General features: G+C 60.5%; 9 protein-coding genes. All 9 read left to right on the forward strand.

Translation table 11 applies throughout. From position 1 onward, the window contains the following. Positions 1-138 precede the first annotated feature (138 nt). The 9 genes from R5R73_RS05710 to R5R73_RS05750 all read left to right on the forward strand — a co-directional run bounded on the left by R5R73_RS05710 (position 139) and on the right by R5R73_RS05750 (position 16652). Entirely contained in the window at positions 139-948 is an 810-nt protein-coding gene (locus tag R5R73_RS05710) for a Wzz/FepE/Etk N-terminal domain-containing protein (RefSeq protein ID WP_322529086.1), read from the forward strand. 140 nt (positions 949-1088) lie between these two features. Then, the gene (locus R5R73_RS05715) at positions 1089-2402 is read left to right on the forward strand and encodes a lipopolysaccharide biosynthesis protein (RefSeq protein ID WP_322529087.1); all 1314 of its coding nucleotides are present in this window, start codon (positions 1089-1091) and stop codon (positions 2400-2402) included. A gap of 153 nt (positions 2403-2555) precedes the next feature. Then, positions 2556-3725: an O-antigen ligase family protein gene (locus R5R73_RS05720; RefSeq protein WP_322529088.1), complete on the forward strand. Its 1170-nt coding sequence runs from the start codon at positions 2556-2558 to the stop codon at positions 3723-3725. A 133-nt stretch (positions 3726-3858) separates the two neighbouring features. Continuing rightward, positions 3859-4725 carry a glycosyltransferase family 2 protein gene (locus R5R73_RS05725; protein WP_322529089.1) on the forward strand — a complete coding sequence of 289 codons (867 nt, stop codon included), beginning with the start codon at positions 3859-3861 and terminating at the stop codon, positions 4723-4725. Beyond that, on the forward strand, positions 4722-5648 hold the full coding sequence (locus R5R73_RS05730; RefSeq protein ID WP_322529090.1) for a glycosyltransferase: 927 nt from the start codon (positions 4722-4724) through the stop codon (positions 5646-5648). Before R5R73_RS05725 ends, R5R73_RS05730 begins: the two co-directional genes overlap by 4 nt. A 49-nt stretch (positions 5649-5697) precedes the next feature. Beyond that, complete coding sequence (locus R5R73_RS05735) at positions 5698-7089, forward strand: undecaprenyl-phosphate glucose phosphotransferase (protein ID WP_322529091.1); 1392 nt, start codon at positions 5698-5700, stop codon at positions 7087-7089. Positions 7090-7120: 31 nt separating this feature from the next. Next, positions 7121-8137, forward strand: coding sequence for a UDP-glucose 4-epimerase GalE (galE, locus tag R5R73_RS05740; RefSeq protein WP_322529092.1), 1017 nt, complete (start codon positions 7121-7123; stop codon positions 8135-8137). 767 nt (positions 8138-8904) lie between these two features. Continuing rightward, positions 8905-11793, forward strand: a complete 2889-nt coding sequence (locus R5R73_RS05745) for a bluetail domain-containing putative surface protein (RefSeq protein ID WP_322529093.1) — start codon at positions 8905-8907, stop codon at positions 11791-11793. A gap of 395 nt (positions 11794-12188) precedes the next feature. Then, on the forward strand, positions 12189-16652 hold the full coding sequence (locus R5R73_RS05750) for a hypothetical protein (protein ID WP_322529094.1): 4464 nt from the start codon (positions 12189-12191) through the stop codon (positions 16650-16652). Positions 16653-16718 lie beyond the last annotated feature (66 nt).

Below are 16718 nucleotides of genomic sequence, written 5' to 3' on the forward strand. Positions count from 1 at the left end.
CGGTCGGCGTCGTGCAGGCGTCGCCGACTGCCGTATCCGGTTACCCGAAGCTTCTTGCCAGTCAGGTTCAGAGCGCGTGAACATATAGCCAACGGAACCCAATGAGCCATCGGCTGGCTCGTTATCAGGAAAGGAATGATGAACCAATCAAGCAACTCCGAGCTGCCAACCCACAGGGAAGAAGGTTTCTCTGGCGCGCGCACCCCGAACGACGAAATCTCGATTGTCGACCTGGCCGGCATCCTGCTGACACGCTGGAAAACCGTCGTGCTGGTCACCCTCATTGCCGTGATCGTTGCGGTAGCACTCGCCTTCCTGCTGCCCAGGCAGTACGTCTATACCACGCTGTACAGCGTGGCCGAGCAGGCGCCGACGGAAAACAATCCCCGCGGCAACGTCGAACCTCCCGAAACGGTAGCCAGCCGCGCCAAGAACGCCTACCTGGTCGATGTCGTCAACGCCACGCTGCCCCCGGGCCAGGAGCTGAAGATCGACATCGACATCGACGGCTCCGGTACGGACACCGTCATGCTCACCTCGGAGGCCGTCACGGACGAGCAGAATCTGGTCAAGCGCCTGCATCAGGGCATTGCGGAAAGGATGCTCGCCAGCCAGCAAGAGCGCCTTCAGCGCCGCCGGCAGTCTCTACAGTCGCAAATCGAAACCCTGCGCCAGACGCTTTCCGACGCGACATCGGCCGAAGAGGGTGACGCCACCTTCAGGTATGCCACGCTGCTGGCCGAAGCAGAGCGGGAACTGGCGATGCTCATCGACGGGAACGTGGTGCAAGTCGCACAGCGTGGACTGAAAACCACATCCTTGGGTACGGTACCGATTATCATCCTGGGCGGCGTCGTCGGTTTCATTCTGGGGGGCATGCTCGCGCTGCTGATGGCGTTCATGAGCGCTGTACGTCGATCCCTGCAGACTGAACGGCAGCAACCGTAACCTTCCATTTCGCCTCATGGACCCGCAGGCTGGCAACTCGCAGGCCCGCTGGCTCATGGGGCAGATAAACAATGGCCGTTGATCCTGGCTGGCAATGAACGTATCTGCGCCGGAACGCGCAATGAACGAGAGCAGGGACCATGATCGCTAAGTTTCGGCGGATACTGGGTACCGAGTTGGGCGCGGCATTTCTGCGCACGTCCTTCGTGCGGGGTATCGCAGCGATGGGCTCGCTGCTGCTCGGGGTAACGCTTGGGCGTCTCTATGGCGCCGAAGGTGTCGGCGTATTCGCATTGGCGCAGAGTTTTCTCTTTGGCGCCGGCATTCTCACCCGCTTCGGCATGGATAACGCACTGATGCGTTATGTAGGCCAGGATCACCGTAGCCCCCAGGCGCTGGGCTATCTCGTATGGGCAGGAAAGTACGCCTTCACGGTAGCCCTGGGCGTAGCGCTGCTGATCGGCCTTTCGCGTGGCCTGATATCCCAGTGGTTCGACATGCCCGAACTGAGCCGGGTATTGGGATATCTCGCATGGGCGGTCCCGGCCTTCACCCTCAACTATCTGCTGTCGGGTTACATGAAAGGCATGCACCGCCCGGCCTCGGCCTGCTTCCTGGAAAGCGGATATATTTCCCTCATCGCCGCATTGCTGCTCATCGCGCATGCCGCCCTCGGCCTGACGGGGGAAGTGGGGCAGTCGGGCGCCGCTCTCGCGTTGGCTACCTGGATCGTATTGTTGCAAGGCATCGTTACCCTCTATCGCCATCAGCGAGCCCGAGGGGAGTGGCGCGACCAGAGCGCCAGACCCGCTGATACCCGAGGATTCATGGTCTCCTCGCGCGCCTTCTTCGTCATGAGCCTGGCCGAATTCATGCAGAATGTGCTGGCCGTGGTCATCGCCGCACTGCTTCTCGACAGTCACGACCTTGGGCTATTCAAGACCGCCGAGCGCTCAGCGCTTTTGATTGGCTTTATCCTGATGATCATAGCCGCCATCTTTCCGCCGCGATTTTCCGCGCTTTATCACCAGGGAGAGCAGAAAGCCCTCGTGGCGCTGGCACGTCAAAGCTCGCTGTTGGGCGCCGTGCTTTGCGCCCCCTTGCTGTTTGTCTGCCTGGTCGTGCCCGAGCTGCTGCTGTCTCTGTTCGGGCCGGATTTTACCGCCGCGGCTCCCTACCTTCGTATTCTGGCCATTGCCCAAAGCGTCAACGTCAGTACCGCCGCGGTCGGCTTCCTGTTGAACATGACAGGCCATGAAGCGCTCATGCGAAACATCGCGCTGAGCAGCACCGGGCTCGGCATTCTTGCCTTCGTCGTCAGCATACCGTTACTGGGCGCCATGGGCGCCGCGCTCTCCCTGGCACTGGTGCTCGTATTGCAGAATGTCGTAGCGCTCTTTTTCGTCAGGCACCGCCTGGGTTTCTGGGTATATCCCGCATGGCATGGCCGTTAACCATCGAGTGAAGCCAGGACGCGCACCATGAGGCTGTTCAGATTACACAACTACACGTTACCCGTACTGGCCAACGGACTGTTCATGGCCAGCGTCGTAGCGATCGCGACCCTGCCATCCGGGTCGCTGGCCGGTATTCCCATCAAATACCTGTTGCTGCTGCTGGTGCTTGGCTACTTCGTGCTGAGCGCGAAGCGCCTCTCGGCAACGTTGCTTACCCACCTGCTGGGGGTCGGCGGCTTCCTGCTGATTTACGCGATCTACGGCCTCGCTGATTTCAGAGCCTATGCCATCGGTGAACTGGTGCTGGCGCTCGGGGCTATCGTCCTCGGCATGCTGATCGCCCATGTCGTGTATCGGCGGGGGCTGGGCACGCTCGGCATTCTGAACATGTACCAACTCTCGGTGCTGGCGCTGGGCATTCTCAAACTGATCATCCTGCTCTTTTATCTCGCCTCGCCCGGTTACGAAGCCTTCATGGAAGGCTTCGCCACCACCTACCAGAGCATCACCGGGGCGAGCTTCCTGACCATGCCGCTGCCCCACGGGCTGATCCGCATCTACATGCAGAACGACCTGATTGCCGCCATGCTGCCGCTCGCCATTGCAGCGCTTCGCCCCAGAGGCGCAATCACCTCGTACGACAGGATCCTCGTCCTGCTGGCGCTGTGGATCGTCGTTATCGGCTTTTCCCGCTACAACATGGCCTGCTTTGCCGTCTGCCTGCTCGCGTTTCTCTGGGTCGATAAAAAAGGCCAGCTATTCAAGCTGATGCTGGGATTGCTCGCCCTGGCTTTCGTCGTTCTTTTCTTCAAGGAATTATGGCAGTTCGTCGAGATCCGCTTCTTCTCGGCGCAAAACGCCTCATCCGACGAAATCCGTGTCGAGCAAGCCTCCGCCCTGATGGAGTATTTTGCGCGTGCTCCCATATTCGGTCATGGGCTGGGCGCCTATACGGAAGACATGATCCGTTCACCGGTGGCGCCGTTCTCCTACGAACAGCAGATCCTGTCACTATTGCCCAAGTTCGGCATGCTGGGGTTTGCCGTCTTTGCCTGCTATGTCAGCTATCTCATCCTGCGGCTGGCGTTTAGACGCCGCTATCTCGTCACGCTTTATCTGGGGCTGTTTCTCGCCTCGTCCCTGTTCAACCCCTACCTGTTCAGTTCCAACATGGTCGTGGCGTATGCATTGATCTATTACCTCTATTGTTATGACGGTTGTCATGACTACGGTCATGGTGCCCGGGGCGATCGATGTAACGCAGCGCAACGTCATGTGAAGAAATCCACCGAGCCTGCAAAGCACGCTCGCTTTGCGTAGAATCTACGCCCATTCTCAAAAGCCGCCTCAAGAGCCGGGACCGCCCCGGTAGAGGGAAGTATTGCTTCCAGAACCAGAGCTACTGGAAGCTCGTGCGCAAGAGGAGCGCATCAGATAACCAAGGAGTGTGGATTTGAAAGCTCATTCGGTGATCGTGGCCTATCAGCCCGACACGACTCGACTTCTGGAAATGACCGGTGTGCTGCATGACAACGGCCTCGGTGTCATTGTCGTGGACAACTCGGAGCCAGCCGCCGAACTCGAGCTTGGCGAGGGGATCGAGGTCATTGCATTGAATGAAAACCTCGGCATCGCCGCGGCACAGAACATCGGCATACGCCGCGCACTGGAAGAGGGCAGCGACGCCATCGTCTTCTTCGACCAGGACAGCCGTATCCAGCCTGAACTGCTGACGACCCTGCTGCAAGCGATAGACACCCCCGAGCCACGAATCGTCGCCCCCGTCTTCTTCGACGAAAAGCGAGGATTCGAATATCCCGCGATTCGTGTCGACCGCTGGGGGCTTCGCACCAAGGTTCGTCCATCCACCTGGGGCGCACCCGCGCCGGTGGACATCATCATCTCCTCCGGCAGCGCCGCCAACCGCGCCGCCTTCGACGCGGTCGGGCTGATGGAAGAAGCCCTGTTCATCGATCATGTCGATACGGAATGGTGCCTGCGCGCCCGTTCCCGCGGTGTCCCCATCGAAGTGCTGCCACAGGCACGCATGCTGCACTCCATCGGTGACGACTCCATCAACCTGCGGATCGTCCGCGTACCGGTTCACGGCGCCTACCGGCGCTACTACCGGGTACGTAACGCGCTGCTGCTGCTCGGCATGCCCCACGTTCCCAAATTGCTCGCCCTGCGCGAAGTCGTATTCACCTTCGTTCACCAGGGCATCATACTGTTGGTCGTTCCCGGTCGCCGGCAGTATCTGCGCTACTTCTTCAAGGCGCTCATCGACGGCGTTCGCGGCAAAAAAGGCAAGATGCAATGACGGCGCAAGGCCCAGTTGGAATCGATCGAGCACTCATCGTCGTCCCCAGTTACAACGGGCTCGGTGACCTCAAGCGCCTCGTTGCCAGTCTGCCCGCTGATGCCAACCTCTACGTGATCGACTCCTCGTCGAGCGACGGCACCGCAGACTATCTCGCCGCGCAAGGCATCGACCACCGCATCATCCCGCAGCGCGAATTCAATCACGGCGGCACGCGTCAGCGCGCCATCGAAGAGCGCCCCGGTTACGAGGTCTATATCTACCTCACCCAGGATGCCTACCTGGAATCGCCCGCCGCCATCGAGCGGCTGCTCGCGCACTTCGACGACCCCCGGGTCGGCGCCGTCTGCGGCCGCCAGTTGCCGCATCGCGATGCCAACCCGCTGGCCACGCACGCGCGCCATTTCAACTACCCGGCCCAGAGCCAGACCAAGGGGCTCGAAGACGTACCGCAACTGGGCCTCAAGACCGCCTTCATGTCCAACTCGTTTTCCGCCTACCGTGCCGGCGCACTCTCGCAGGCGGGCGGCTTTCCCAGCAACGTCATCCTCGCCGAAGACATGTACGTGGCCGCCCGCATGCTGCAGCAGGGCTGGAAGATCGCCTACGCCGGAGACGCCTGTTGCCACCACTCGCACAACTACACCGCATGGGAAGAGTTCAAGCGCTACTTCGATATCGGCGTCTTTCACGCCAGCGAGCCCTGGATTCAACGCGATCTCGGCGGCGCCGGCGGGGAAGGGCTGCGTTTCGTCCGCTCCGAACTGCGCTATCTCGGCATAGCCAGGGCCGCCTGGTGGCCCGCCGCGCTGACCGCCACCGCCATGAAACTCGCCGGTTACAAGCTTGGCAAACAGCACGCCCGCCTGCCTGCCCGGCTACGCAGCACCCTCAGCATGCACAAGGGATACTGGACATGCTGACCCTCTCGCACCCCCGCACTGTCCATCGAGCGTCAACGGAGTTTCACGCATGAGACATCAAACGCGGCACCTACAGGGGTTCGATGCCTACACGACAACGCTGGTCAGGCTCGTCGACGTAGGCGCAGTCTTCATCGCCGGCTGGCTCTCCTACATGGGGCGCTTCGGCCATCTCGACATGCCGGAGCGCTACCTCTGGGCGCTACCGCTCGGCGCGCTGCTGATCCTGCTGATCATGCCCAATCTCGGCGTCTACACCTCCTGGCGCGGCCGCGTCAGAGCGCTGCTCGTCCTGCGGCTGATCGCCGGATACTTTCTGGTCGGGGCAGGGCTGGCATTGATCATGTTCCTCTCCAAGTCCGGCGCCAGCTTCTCCCGGCTCTGGGTCACCTTCTGGATCCTGGGCGCCTGCGCGCTGTCGATCCTTACGCGTGCCGCCGTCTACCCGCTGCTCAACCGCCTGCGCATGAGCGGTCGCAACCGGCGCAGCGTCCTGCTGGTCGGCGATGCCCACTCCTGCGCCACCGCCGTTGCCCATCTCAAGCGCCATCCTGAAGCGGGGTTCGACGTCCGCCGCGTGCTCGTGATCGACGCCGACCGCGACCGCGACCGCGAACTCGAAGCCATCCCGCACGAACCATACCGTATCGGCGAACCGCTGGAGCACGAAGAAAAGGAAGTCTGGATCTGCCTGCCCCTGGCACGGGGCGAAGCCGTCAGAGACATCCAGGCCTCGCTCAGCCTCTCCACCGGCAACGTGCGCTACATGCCCGACATGGGCGACTTCCGCCTCATCAACCATAACGTTTCCAACGTCGCCGACCTGTTCCTGCTCGATTTGAGCTGCTCGCCCATCTCCGGGGGCGCCCGCCTGCTCAAGCGTGCCGAAGACGCCGTGCTTTCCTCCATCATCCTGCTCTGCATCAGCCCCATTCTGCTTGTCGTCGCCCTCGGCGTCAGGCTGTCATCGCCAGGGCCGATCTTCTACCGGCAGGAGCGGGTCGGGCTCAACGGCCGCCCCTTCATGATGCTCAAGTTCCGCTCCATGCCCGTTGATTCTGAAAAAAACGGCGTGCAATGGGGTGGCGCGCGCGACAAGCAGGTCACCCGCTTCGGTGCCTTCATCCGCAAGACCAGCCTCGACGAGCTGCCCCAGTTCATCAACGTTCTCAAGGGCGACATGTCCATCGTCGGGCCACGGCCGGAGCGCACCCTGTTCGTCGAACGCTTCAAGCACGAGATCCCCGGCTACATGCAAAAGCACATGGTCAAGGCCGGCATCACCGGATGGGCGCAGATCAACGGCTGGCGGGGCGACACCGACCTCGCCAAGCGTATCGAATGCGACCTCTGGTATATCGAAAACTGGTCGGTCTGGCTCGACCTGAAGATCGTCTTCCTGACGATCTTCAAGGGCTTCGTCAACCAGCACGCCTACTGAGAGGGCGTTTACAACACCCGCGAGCGAACCCATGGACATACTCGTGACCGGCGCCGCCGGCTATATCGGCACCCACACCCTGGTCGAACTGCTGAACCACGGCCACCGGGTCGTCGCGCTCGACAGCTTCATCAACAGCCACCCGGCCGCCCTGGATCGTGTCCGCCGCATCACCGGCAAACCGTTCAGCGTGATCGAAGGCGACATCCGCGACACCGCGATGCTGTCCAGACTGTTCCAGGAACACGCCATCGACGCCGTGATCCACTTTGCCGGGCTCAAGGCAGTCGGGGAGAGCGTCACCCGCCCGCTGGCGTACTATCAGGCCAATGTCGCCGGCACCCTCGCGCTATGCCACGCCATGGCCGAAGCCGGCGTGTACCGTCTCGTCTTCAGCTCCTCCGCCACCGTCTACGGCGAAGACGCCCCCGTGCCCTACCACGAAGGGCTGCCCCGCGGCGAGACCGCCAACCCCTACGGCGCCACCAAGGCCATGGTGGAAAGAGTGCTCGAAGACCTCTGCCAGGCCGACGCCCGCTGGGCGATCTCGCTGCTGCGCTACTTCAACCCCATCGGCGCCCATCCCTCCGGCCTGATCGGTGAAGACCCCCTCGGCCCGCCGAACAACCTGATGCCCTACGTCGCCCAGGTTGCCGCAGGGCGCCGCGACACCCTTGCCATCTTCGGCAACGACTACCCCACGCCGGATGGCACCTGCGTGCGCGACTACCTGCACGTCGTCGATCTTGCGCTCGGTCACCTCAAGGCGCTCGAAAAGCTCGATAGCGCGCCGGGCTGCCACGCCTACAATCTCGGCACCGGGCGCGGCCATAGCGTGCTCGAACTCGTCGATACTTTCATGCAGGTCACCGGCGTACCCGTTGCCTACCGTTTTGCCCCGCGCCGTGCCGGTGACCTGGCCGCCTTCTGGGCCAACCCGGAAAAGGCCCGCCGAGAACTCGGCTGGCACGCCGAACGCCCCCTCGAGGCCATGCTGGCCGACACCTGGCGCTGGCAGAACGACAATCCACGGGGTTACGGAAAGTAAGTACTTACATTTTCTAACGCTGGCGGCACCGACTTTTTTTGCAAATTTTTCTCCAGCCCGCCAAAAGGGGAGTTCAGGCTCCCCCAATGCTTGTTTGGCGCTACTTACGAAGTTAGTAAGTACTTGCTTAACGTAATCGCCTTTTTCAATAAGTATCTTCTACTTTAGTATTCAAACATTAGTTTTGTCTTAACTACAGGATTCGCGTACCGCGAATAACCCCATGATTCCCAAGGATAAAAAGCGGCGGAAACGCAATGACGCTTAGCCAGTGGCGCCATGTGCAGCTAAGGTAGTAACGTGACGGAAGTCATCCGACGGGTTGATTTGCGTTACAATAAAGTATTATGTTCCTGCCTAGTCATCGCGTGAGATACGTGACGAAACAAGAACCGAAGACGAAGCAAGAACCGAAAGAACACCAAAAGCGGAAAGAGCGCCAAATTTGCCACGAGCGAGTCAGCCGATTGCCCATTTTCACGAAGAACCTCGCCGAACTGCATGCAATAAGGGGATTACGGAATGCAACCCACCCTGATGAACGGTTACCGGCGCTGCCGGCACATGCCCCTCCGAGCCGGTGAACGTCGGCTGCTCTCCAAAGGGACTGTGTCGCCGCGTCATGTTTGAGCCCATTCAGGCTCGGTAGGACGGTTCTTTTCGAGAGCGGCCATGGCTAACCGCTCTGCGGGTGACGGGCGCTTCGTTCACGAGCGTCGGTTACCCAACTGATCAGTGAATATATTCACCATTTGAGGAAGCAATACATGCCACTTTCATTCGATTCCAGTTACTACCTGGAGCAATATCCGGACGTTAAGGCGGCCGTCGACGCAGGCACCATCGAGAGCGCCGAAGCGCATTGGGAACAGTACGGCGCCGAAGAAGGCCGTAACCCCAACGCCGTCTTCAACACCGAAGAATACCTGGCTGCAAACCCGGACGTGGCTGCCAGCGGCATGAACCCGCTGACTCACTTCCTGCAGTACGGTGCCGCTGAAGGCCGCGCGCCGAGCGACGCCTACCAGCCGATCGCCGACGGCTTCGATACGGACGCCTACCTGGCCGCCAACACCGACGTCGCCGCAGCCATCGAAAGCGGTGCCATCGACAGCGCCTACGAGCACTGGGTTCTCTACGGCCAGTTCGAAGACACCCGCGAAGCCACCTACAACGGCGGCACGCCGGTCACCGAGATCACCGATCCGGCCTCTGGCGAAACATCCGACCTGACCAAGGGCGCTGAAGAAATCACCGGCACCGCTGGCGACGACACCTTCAACGGCGTTGCTTCCGCGCTTTCTTCTGCGCGCACGCTGGATGCCGGCGACGCGATCGACGGCGGTGAAGGCAACGACACCCTGAACGTCGACCTGCAGAGCACCTTCGCCGGCTTCTCTGGCGACGGCGGCCTGACCAACGTCGAAACCGTCAACCTGAGCAACGAAGGCACCATCGGCCGTACCTTCAACGCCACCGGTGTCGAAGGCGTCGAGCAGTACAACCTGACCGGCGGCGTGACCCTGGCCGGCCTGGAAAGCACTGATGCCGCCATCGCGCTTGCCGACAAGGCCAGCGGTGCCGTCAGCATCGGCTACACCGACGAAGCCGTCGAAGGCGACGACGACGCGCTGAGCCTGTCTCTGGAAAACGTCGGCACCGTCGATGATTCCGAAACGACCGACACCGACGAGCGCGAAGCTGTAGCCGTAACGGTCAAGGACGCCTCAGACAATACCGACGCCGTCGAAAGCCTGGCGCTGGACGTGACTGGTGACAACGTCGTTGGCCTGGCCAACGTTGACGCCACCGCCATCACTGCCACCGGCAGCGGCAACCTGGATGTAGACGCCACCGGCACTGCGCTGGAAACGTTTGACGCTTCCGCCGTCGAAGGCAATGTCGAAGCTGCTCTGACTGCAGCTACCAGCCTCGAATCCGTCACTACTGGTGCAGGCGACGACACCGTGTCTGTCGGTTCCGCCAGCCTGGCATCCGTCTCTACCGGTGCCGGCGACGACACCATCACAGCCGACGCCCTGCGCGTCAACGCCAGCATCGACGGCGGCGAAGGCGATGACCGTCTGAACCTGTCTTCCACTGGCACCGTCCAGTACGCCATGGCCGGTATCGAGACGCTGAGCCTGACCGGCGGCGATCTGACCTTCTCCGCCAAGAACGTCAGCGGCATCGAGACCATCGAGTCTTCCGCCACGCAGACTGGTGCTGCCACCTTCGCTGGCCTGGGCGCGACCGACCTGAGCTTCGATCTGGCGGGCGTTGTAGGTACTGCTAAAACGCCGACCATCACTGCCGACCAGACCGGTGCTTCTACCGTCAACGTCGTTGCTGATGCAGACGCAGAAGAAGACGAAACCAGCAACAGCAGCGCTAACCTCAACCTGAGCAAGACCAATGCGGTTCAGCTCAACGTTGCGGAAGCCACTACGTACAGCGGCACTATCAACGCCGGCAACGCTACCTCGATCGAAGCACAGATCGACGGCGCACTGACAGGTGCTGCTGAGCTGAACCTCGGCAAGGCCACTTCCGCCGTGTTCAACACGGGTGAAGAGGACTCTACCGTCCAGCTGGTGGCTGGTAGCCTGACCGACCTGAACGTCACTGCGGGCGCTGGCTTCGAACTGACATCTGACTCCGACGTCTCCAGCGTTGAAGCGCTGACTGTTGATACCGCTGGCGAGTTTGATGCGTCTACTGTTGCAACCAACGGCTTCGATGCCGTCAACCAGGTCAACCTCTCCGGTACCGGTCAGGTAACGCTGGCCGACCTCGGCGATGAAGAACTGGAATACGGTGTTACCGTCAATGCGTCCGGTCTGACGGATGTTACGGTCGACAGCACTACGACCGACGCGCTGACCATCGGTGCTATCAACGTCGGCGATGGCCAGTCCATCGAAGTCAACGCCGCTGACGTGCTGGGTAGCGTCAATCTGACCAGCGCTACAGTTGCCAGCGAAGGCTCCATCAACGTCAACGTTGACGGCATCACTGGCGCCGCTGACCTCGGCGACCTGACGGCTTCCGACGTGACCGTTGACGCCGCTGGGGCGCTGGGTGATCTGGGTGTGACTGGTGCTGGTAATGCAGTCATCATCGACGCCGACACTGCAACCGTGACCGGTTCCGGCCTGGGCCAGAACTTCGTCTCCGTAGATGCAACTGAAAGCGCCACGGTGACCGGTGGTATTCAGGGTGACGAAATCACCGTGGATAACACCACTGGTGGTGAAAACGCCGAGTTCACCCTGACCGGTGATCTGGGTGGCGATACCTTCACTGTGGGTAGCGCTGTTGCTGGTTCTATCAAGGCGACTATCACTGACTTTACGGTCGATGGAACTGATAACGATACGCTGTCTGTATCCGGCAATTTCGGCATCATTGCAGCCGATAGTGGTTCCTCCGCAACTGGCTTGGCCGCTGCGCTGGCTGGCGATGATTTCGATGCCGTAGAGACAGCTGCCTTCGCTGGAACCTCTGTCTCCCACAACGTCTTCGAATTCGACGGAAGCACCTATGTGGCGGTAACCGATGCTACTGCCGGCTTCGGTGACGGCGACGTCCTGGTCCAACTGACCGGCGTTACTGGCGTTGACGATGTAAATACCTTGGGTCTGACTGCTGCCTAACCAACCCCATCTAACGATGGTGAGTCAGGGCTCGGTTGCATGAGCCCGCTCAAAGAAACCCCCGACTTTGGTCGGGGGTTTTTTTATGTAACGTCATATTTCACGCCCCACCTTTTCCGCTAAATCGTTGAATAATCGTCAATCGTACCCCGCGCTGTGTCCCTTTCATGACGAGCCGTCAATCGGTCAAAAAGACTGAGTAATTTCCTCTTATCTATCGTATTTGAATGAGACGATCTGTTACATTTGCTGTAGTTGGCATTTTTGTAACTTGACCTGATCGATCGGGTTTCGAAGCGAAAAGTGACCGACGTCGGCGGGGGCCGGCATACCCCCGCGCCTCAGTGAATAATTGATTGATCATCCCCCTTTTCCGACGCAAGGGAACTACCGCAATGTCTCTTCAGTTCGATGCAGAATATTATCTGGCGCAGTACGCCGACGTCGCCGCGGCGGTGAACGCTGGCGCCTTCGCCAATGCCCAGGCCCATTGGGAACAGTACGGCGCTGCCGAAGGCCGTAACCCCAACGCCATCTTCAATACCGCAGAATACCTCGCCGCAAACCCGGACGTGGCCGCCAGCGGCATGAACCCGCTGGATCACTTCCTCCAGTACGGCGCCGCCGAAGGCCGCGCACCCAACGCCGCCTACCAGCCGATCGCTGCCGGCTTCGACAGCGACGCCTACCTGGCAGCCAACCCGGACGTGGCGGCGGCCGTGCAGAGCGGTGCCTTCGCCAGCGCCTACGAGCACTGGGTCGAATACGGCCAGTTCGAAGACACTCGTGAAGCCACCTACAACGGCGGCACGCCGGTTACCGGCATTACCGATCCCGCCGCTGGCGAAACCACCGATCTCGCCAAGGGCGTCGAGTCCGTCACCGGCACCGCCGGCAACGACACCTTCAACGGCGTGGTTTCCGCGCTCTCTTCCGCGCGCACGCTGGACGCTGGCGACAGCATTGACGGCGGTGAAGGCAGCGACACCCTCAACGTCGACCTGCAAACCAGCTTTGCCGGCTTCAGCGGCGACGGCGGCATGACCGGCGTCGAAACCGTCAACCTGAGCAACGAAGGCAGCATCGGCCGCAACTTTGACGCCAGCGGCGTGGAAGGGGTCGAGCAGTACACCCTGAACGGCAACATCAACCTGGTGGATGTGGCCGATGCCACCGCCGCCGTCGCCATCGCCGACCGCACCGCTGACCTGACCGTCGACTACGCCGACAAGGCCACCGATGGCAGCGCCGACGCGCTGGATCTTTCCGTCAGCAACGTCGGCACCGTCGAGGACGCGGATACCACCAAGATTGAGCGTCAGGACGTCGCCGTCAACGCTGATGGCATCGAGTCGCTCAACCTGACCACCGCTGGCGACAACGTCCTCGACTTGAGCGGCGTCAACGCCAAGGCCATCACCGCCTCCGGCACCGGCACGCTCGACACCAGCGTCGCTGCAGCGACCAAGACCTTCGACGCCTCCGCCAACGAAGGCGCGGTCAAGGTTGATCTGGGCAATGCCGCAGCCGTGACCGCCGTCCAGACCGGCGCCGGTGACGACACCATCACCGCCGCCACCGGCGATCTGGCGACCAACGCCGTGATCGACGGCGGCGACGGCGCCAACACCCTGGCGCTTTCCGGTTCCGGCACCGTGCAGTACCAGATGAGCAACGTGCAGACCTTGGCTCTGGGCGATCTGAATAGCGGCACGCTGACCTTCTCCGCTCGCGATACCAGCGGCCTGGAAACCGTCGCCGCCGGCAGCGACTTCAGCGACACCGCCACCCTGGCCGGTCTGGGCACGCAGGACATGGCCTTCGACCTCTCTGGCGCCAACAGTAACAAGGGCACCATCACCGCTGATAACGCCGGTGTGTCTGTCGTCACCGTCAGCGCCTCCGACAGCGCCGATGCCGATACCCCTGACACCAACACCACTGGTCTCAAGTTGACCCAGTCCAGCGCCGTCGACCTCACCGTGGGCGAATACGTCGACTATCAGGGCAACATCACCGCGCAGAAGGCCCAGTCGCTGGAAGTCGCCGTCGCCGGTGAAATCAACAACACCATTGATGCCGGCAGCGCCACCGGTGCGGTGTTCAACGTCACTAACAGCGCTGACAACGCCAGCTCTAATGTGACGCTGAACGCACAGAAGCTGGTCGACCTCAACGTCACCGCTGCCAGCGATCTCGACATGAGCCTCTCGGCACTGGGCGCGCTGGAAAGCCTGACCGTCGATACCGACGGTATCTTCCGCATCAGCGATTTGGGCGCGATCAACGCCGTCGAACTTTCCGGTAACGGCTCCGCCAACCTCGGCGCGCTGGGCAATGCCAACAATGACCAATACGGCATCACCGTCAACGCCGAAGGGCTCAATGACGGCCTGACGCTGGGCACCATCACCACCAACGGCACCGATATCGACGTCAACGCCGCCGACGTGCAGGGCGACGTGACCCTGAACGGCGCCGTCAACGCTGGCAGCGGCGATGTCGACCTCGACCTCGCCAATGTCGCCGGTAGCGTGACGCTGAATGCCGTCACCGGCAACGACGTGACTATCGACGTCAGCAACGTACTGAACGGTGTGACCTACAGCGGTGATATCTCTGTCGCCGACAGCGTCACGCTCAACGGCGCCGAGCTGTCTGGTAACACTGGCGTGAACATCAATGCCAGCGGCAACGACGTCACCGCTACGCTGAATGGCGGGCTGGCTGCAGACGCTTACACCCTGAACCTCACCAACAGCGACCTGAAGAACGTCGACCTCAACGGCGACCTGGGTATTGGTGACGACAGCGTCACGCTGAGCATCGCCGGTGATAGCAGCGCAGATAATTTCACCGCTGACTACAACATCACTGGTGGTGAAGCGCTGGAAGTCGACTTTGCCAGCGGTGATACCAGTGATGTGATGACGTTGTCCGCTGGCAGCTCACTGGCCGGCTACGATAGCGTCACGGTACGCCACGGCACGCTGGATATCAGCAAGGTTACTGACTTTACCGGTACGAAAGTCGATATCGCCTCCGGCATCACGATGACCGCCTCGCAGTTCGCTGCGCTCAAGACGCTGGACATTGGTTCTGCCAACTCGCGGGTCGATATCGCTGTCAACTCTGCCGAGGAAGCGCAGCAGGTTCAGCAGGCACTGACCACCCTGAAAGTTGAAGATAGTGCCAATTCAGACTCTGCTTCCAATGCGCTGACTATTGGCTTGCAGATCGCCCAGTCGGTTGCCAGTGATGATGCCGTGAAGGGTTTGACGACGGCGCTTCAGGCAAGCGACAAGGTCGATACGCTGAATACGGTCACGGTCGACGACAGCGGCAACACGAGTGATGATGGTGATCTTGTTACCAACGTCCTGACTGTGGCGCAGGCTGTGGGCCGTGGTGATGCGCTGGGTGATGACTACAGCATTGAAGATACGGCTGCGAATCTGTTGGCTGTAAATGATTCGAGTGATGCGACCGACAATGATGTTCTCTCAGGAGCCGATTCTCGGACTGTCATCGGTACCACTAACCAGTTGACCATTGCTGAGTACAAGGAGCTGACTGGTACGGACTCAAACACAGACCAGTTGAGTGCTAAGTTTGGGGATGGTGCGAAATACAGCATTGGCATGGGCGACAATGATGAAACCTTTGCCGTCGGTAGCTCCGCTGAAGTCACCAATAAGCTGACCCTTAACGGCGGCACTGGTGCGGATAAGTTGGAAGCCACGCTGGATCAGGCAGTTGCGTTCCCCACCTATGCGCCGACACTGAACGGGGTGGAAAACATCAGCCTGACCTCAAACACTGCCGGCGCCGGCCTGATGATGACCAACGCTACGGGTGTCGGGACCATCATCAACGATGGCTCGACTTCCGATCTTTCGGTGATCGATGTTCAAGCGCCGGTTGATTTGAAAGCCGTCGGTGTTAACAGTGAATTCGAACCATTGGCTGGTACTTGGGATAGCTCCAGCAACTTCGTGGTGCGTTACCGCGATGATGCTGCTGCACCTGAAACTCAACATATCACACTGAATAACGCCAACCTCAACCTGCTGACCGTCACGGCGCTGGGTGAAAACGATGATGGCGAGGTGGTACCTGCATCGGCCGGTATTACTACGCTGGATATTACCTCTGATGGTTCTGGCGATGAGGCCAACTCCATCCGTACCTTCAATGAAGATAAAGGTGGCAACCCCTCAGGTTTGTCCGCCACCCTGGATACAGTGACCATCAATGGCTCGGCAGACCTGACCCTCATTGACCTGCCGACAGGTATCACGGTTGACGGTTCTGCGGCGACGGGTAATCTTTATCTGGTCGCCAACGGCACCGAAGACTCACCGGCTGAATCGACTATCATCACCGGCGGTTCAGGTAACGATACGCTGTTTGGTGGTGACGGCAACGACACCATCACCGGCGGCGCTGGCAACGATGTCATCTACGGCCGTGAAGGCGCCGATACGATGACCGGTGGAGAAGGCAACGACACCTTCGTGATTGCCACAAACGATGTGACGGCAGCAGGTGCCGATATCGTGACGGACTTTGGCACCGGAGCAGATCAACTCAACTTCAAAGTTGGTGAAACTGTGGGTGCCAATGTTACCGAGGGATCAAGCGCTGTCGGTGGTTTCCAGGCTGCCCTTGATGCTGCGAACACTGTGTTTGCGGACGACGCAGCTACCGACGTAGCGGTCAATGCCCAGCAGGTTGGTAGCGACCTTTATGTCTTTGCGGAGACCACGGGTGATAATATTGCAGACGCTGTCGTCCAACTGGTAGGTGTTAATTTGGCAGATTTCGACCACAACGACGTGGCTACTGCTACTGCCTAACCTTGACCAACTGAAGGATTGCTATCCTCTGATAGTCATTCCTGAGTTGTTAGATATAACCCCCGC

The organism is Salinicola sp. LHM, from assembly GCF_034479735.1.
Classification (GTDB): Bacteria; Pseudomonadota; Gammaproteobacteria; order Pseudomonadales; family Halomonadaceae; genus Salinicola; species Salinicola salarius.

What these genes read in the sequence shown, in the direction of transcription:
- R5R73_RS05730 (WP_322529090.1), top strand. Translation starts at nt 4,722, where the DNA reads ATGACGGCGCAAGGCCCAGTTGGAATCGATCGAGCACTCATCGTCGTC.
- R5R73_RS05750 (WP_322529094.1), top strand. Translation starts at nt 12,189, where the DNA reads ATGTCTCTTCAGTTCGATGCAGAATATTATCTGGCGCAGTACGCCGAC.
- galE (WP_322529092.1), top strand. Translation starts at nt 7,121, where the DNA reads ATGGACATACTCGTGACCGGCGCCGCCGGCTATATCGGCACCCACACC.
- R5R73_RS05710 (WP_322529086.1), top strand. Translation starts at nt 139, where the DNA reads ATGAACCAATCAAGCAACTCCGAGCTGCCAACCCACAGGGAAGAAGGT.
- R5R73_RS05715 (WP_322529087.1), top strand. Translation starts at nt 1,089, where the DNA reads ATGATCGCTAAGTTTCGGCGGATACTGGGTACCGAGTTGGGCGCGGCA.
- R5R73_RS05745 (WP_322529093.1), top strand. Translation starts at nt 8,905, where the DNA reads ATGCCACTTTCATTCGATTCCAGTTACTACCTGGAGCAATATCCGGAC.
- R5R73_RS05735 (WP_322529091.1), top strand. Translation starts at nt 5,698, where the DNA reads ATGAGACATCAAACGCGGCACCTACAGGGGTTCGATGCCTACACGACA.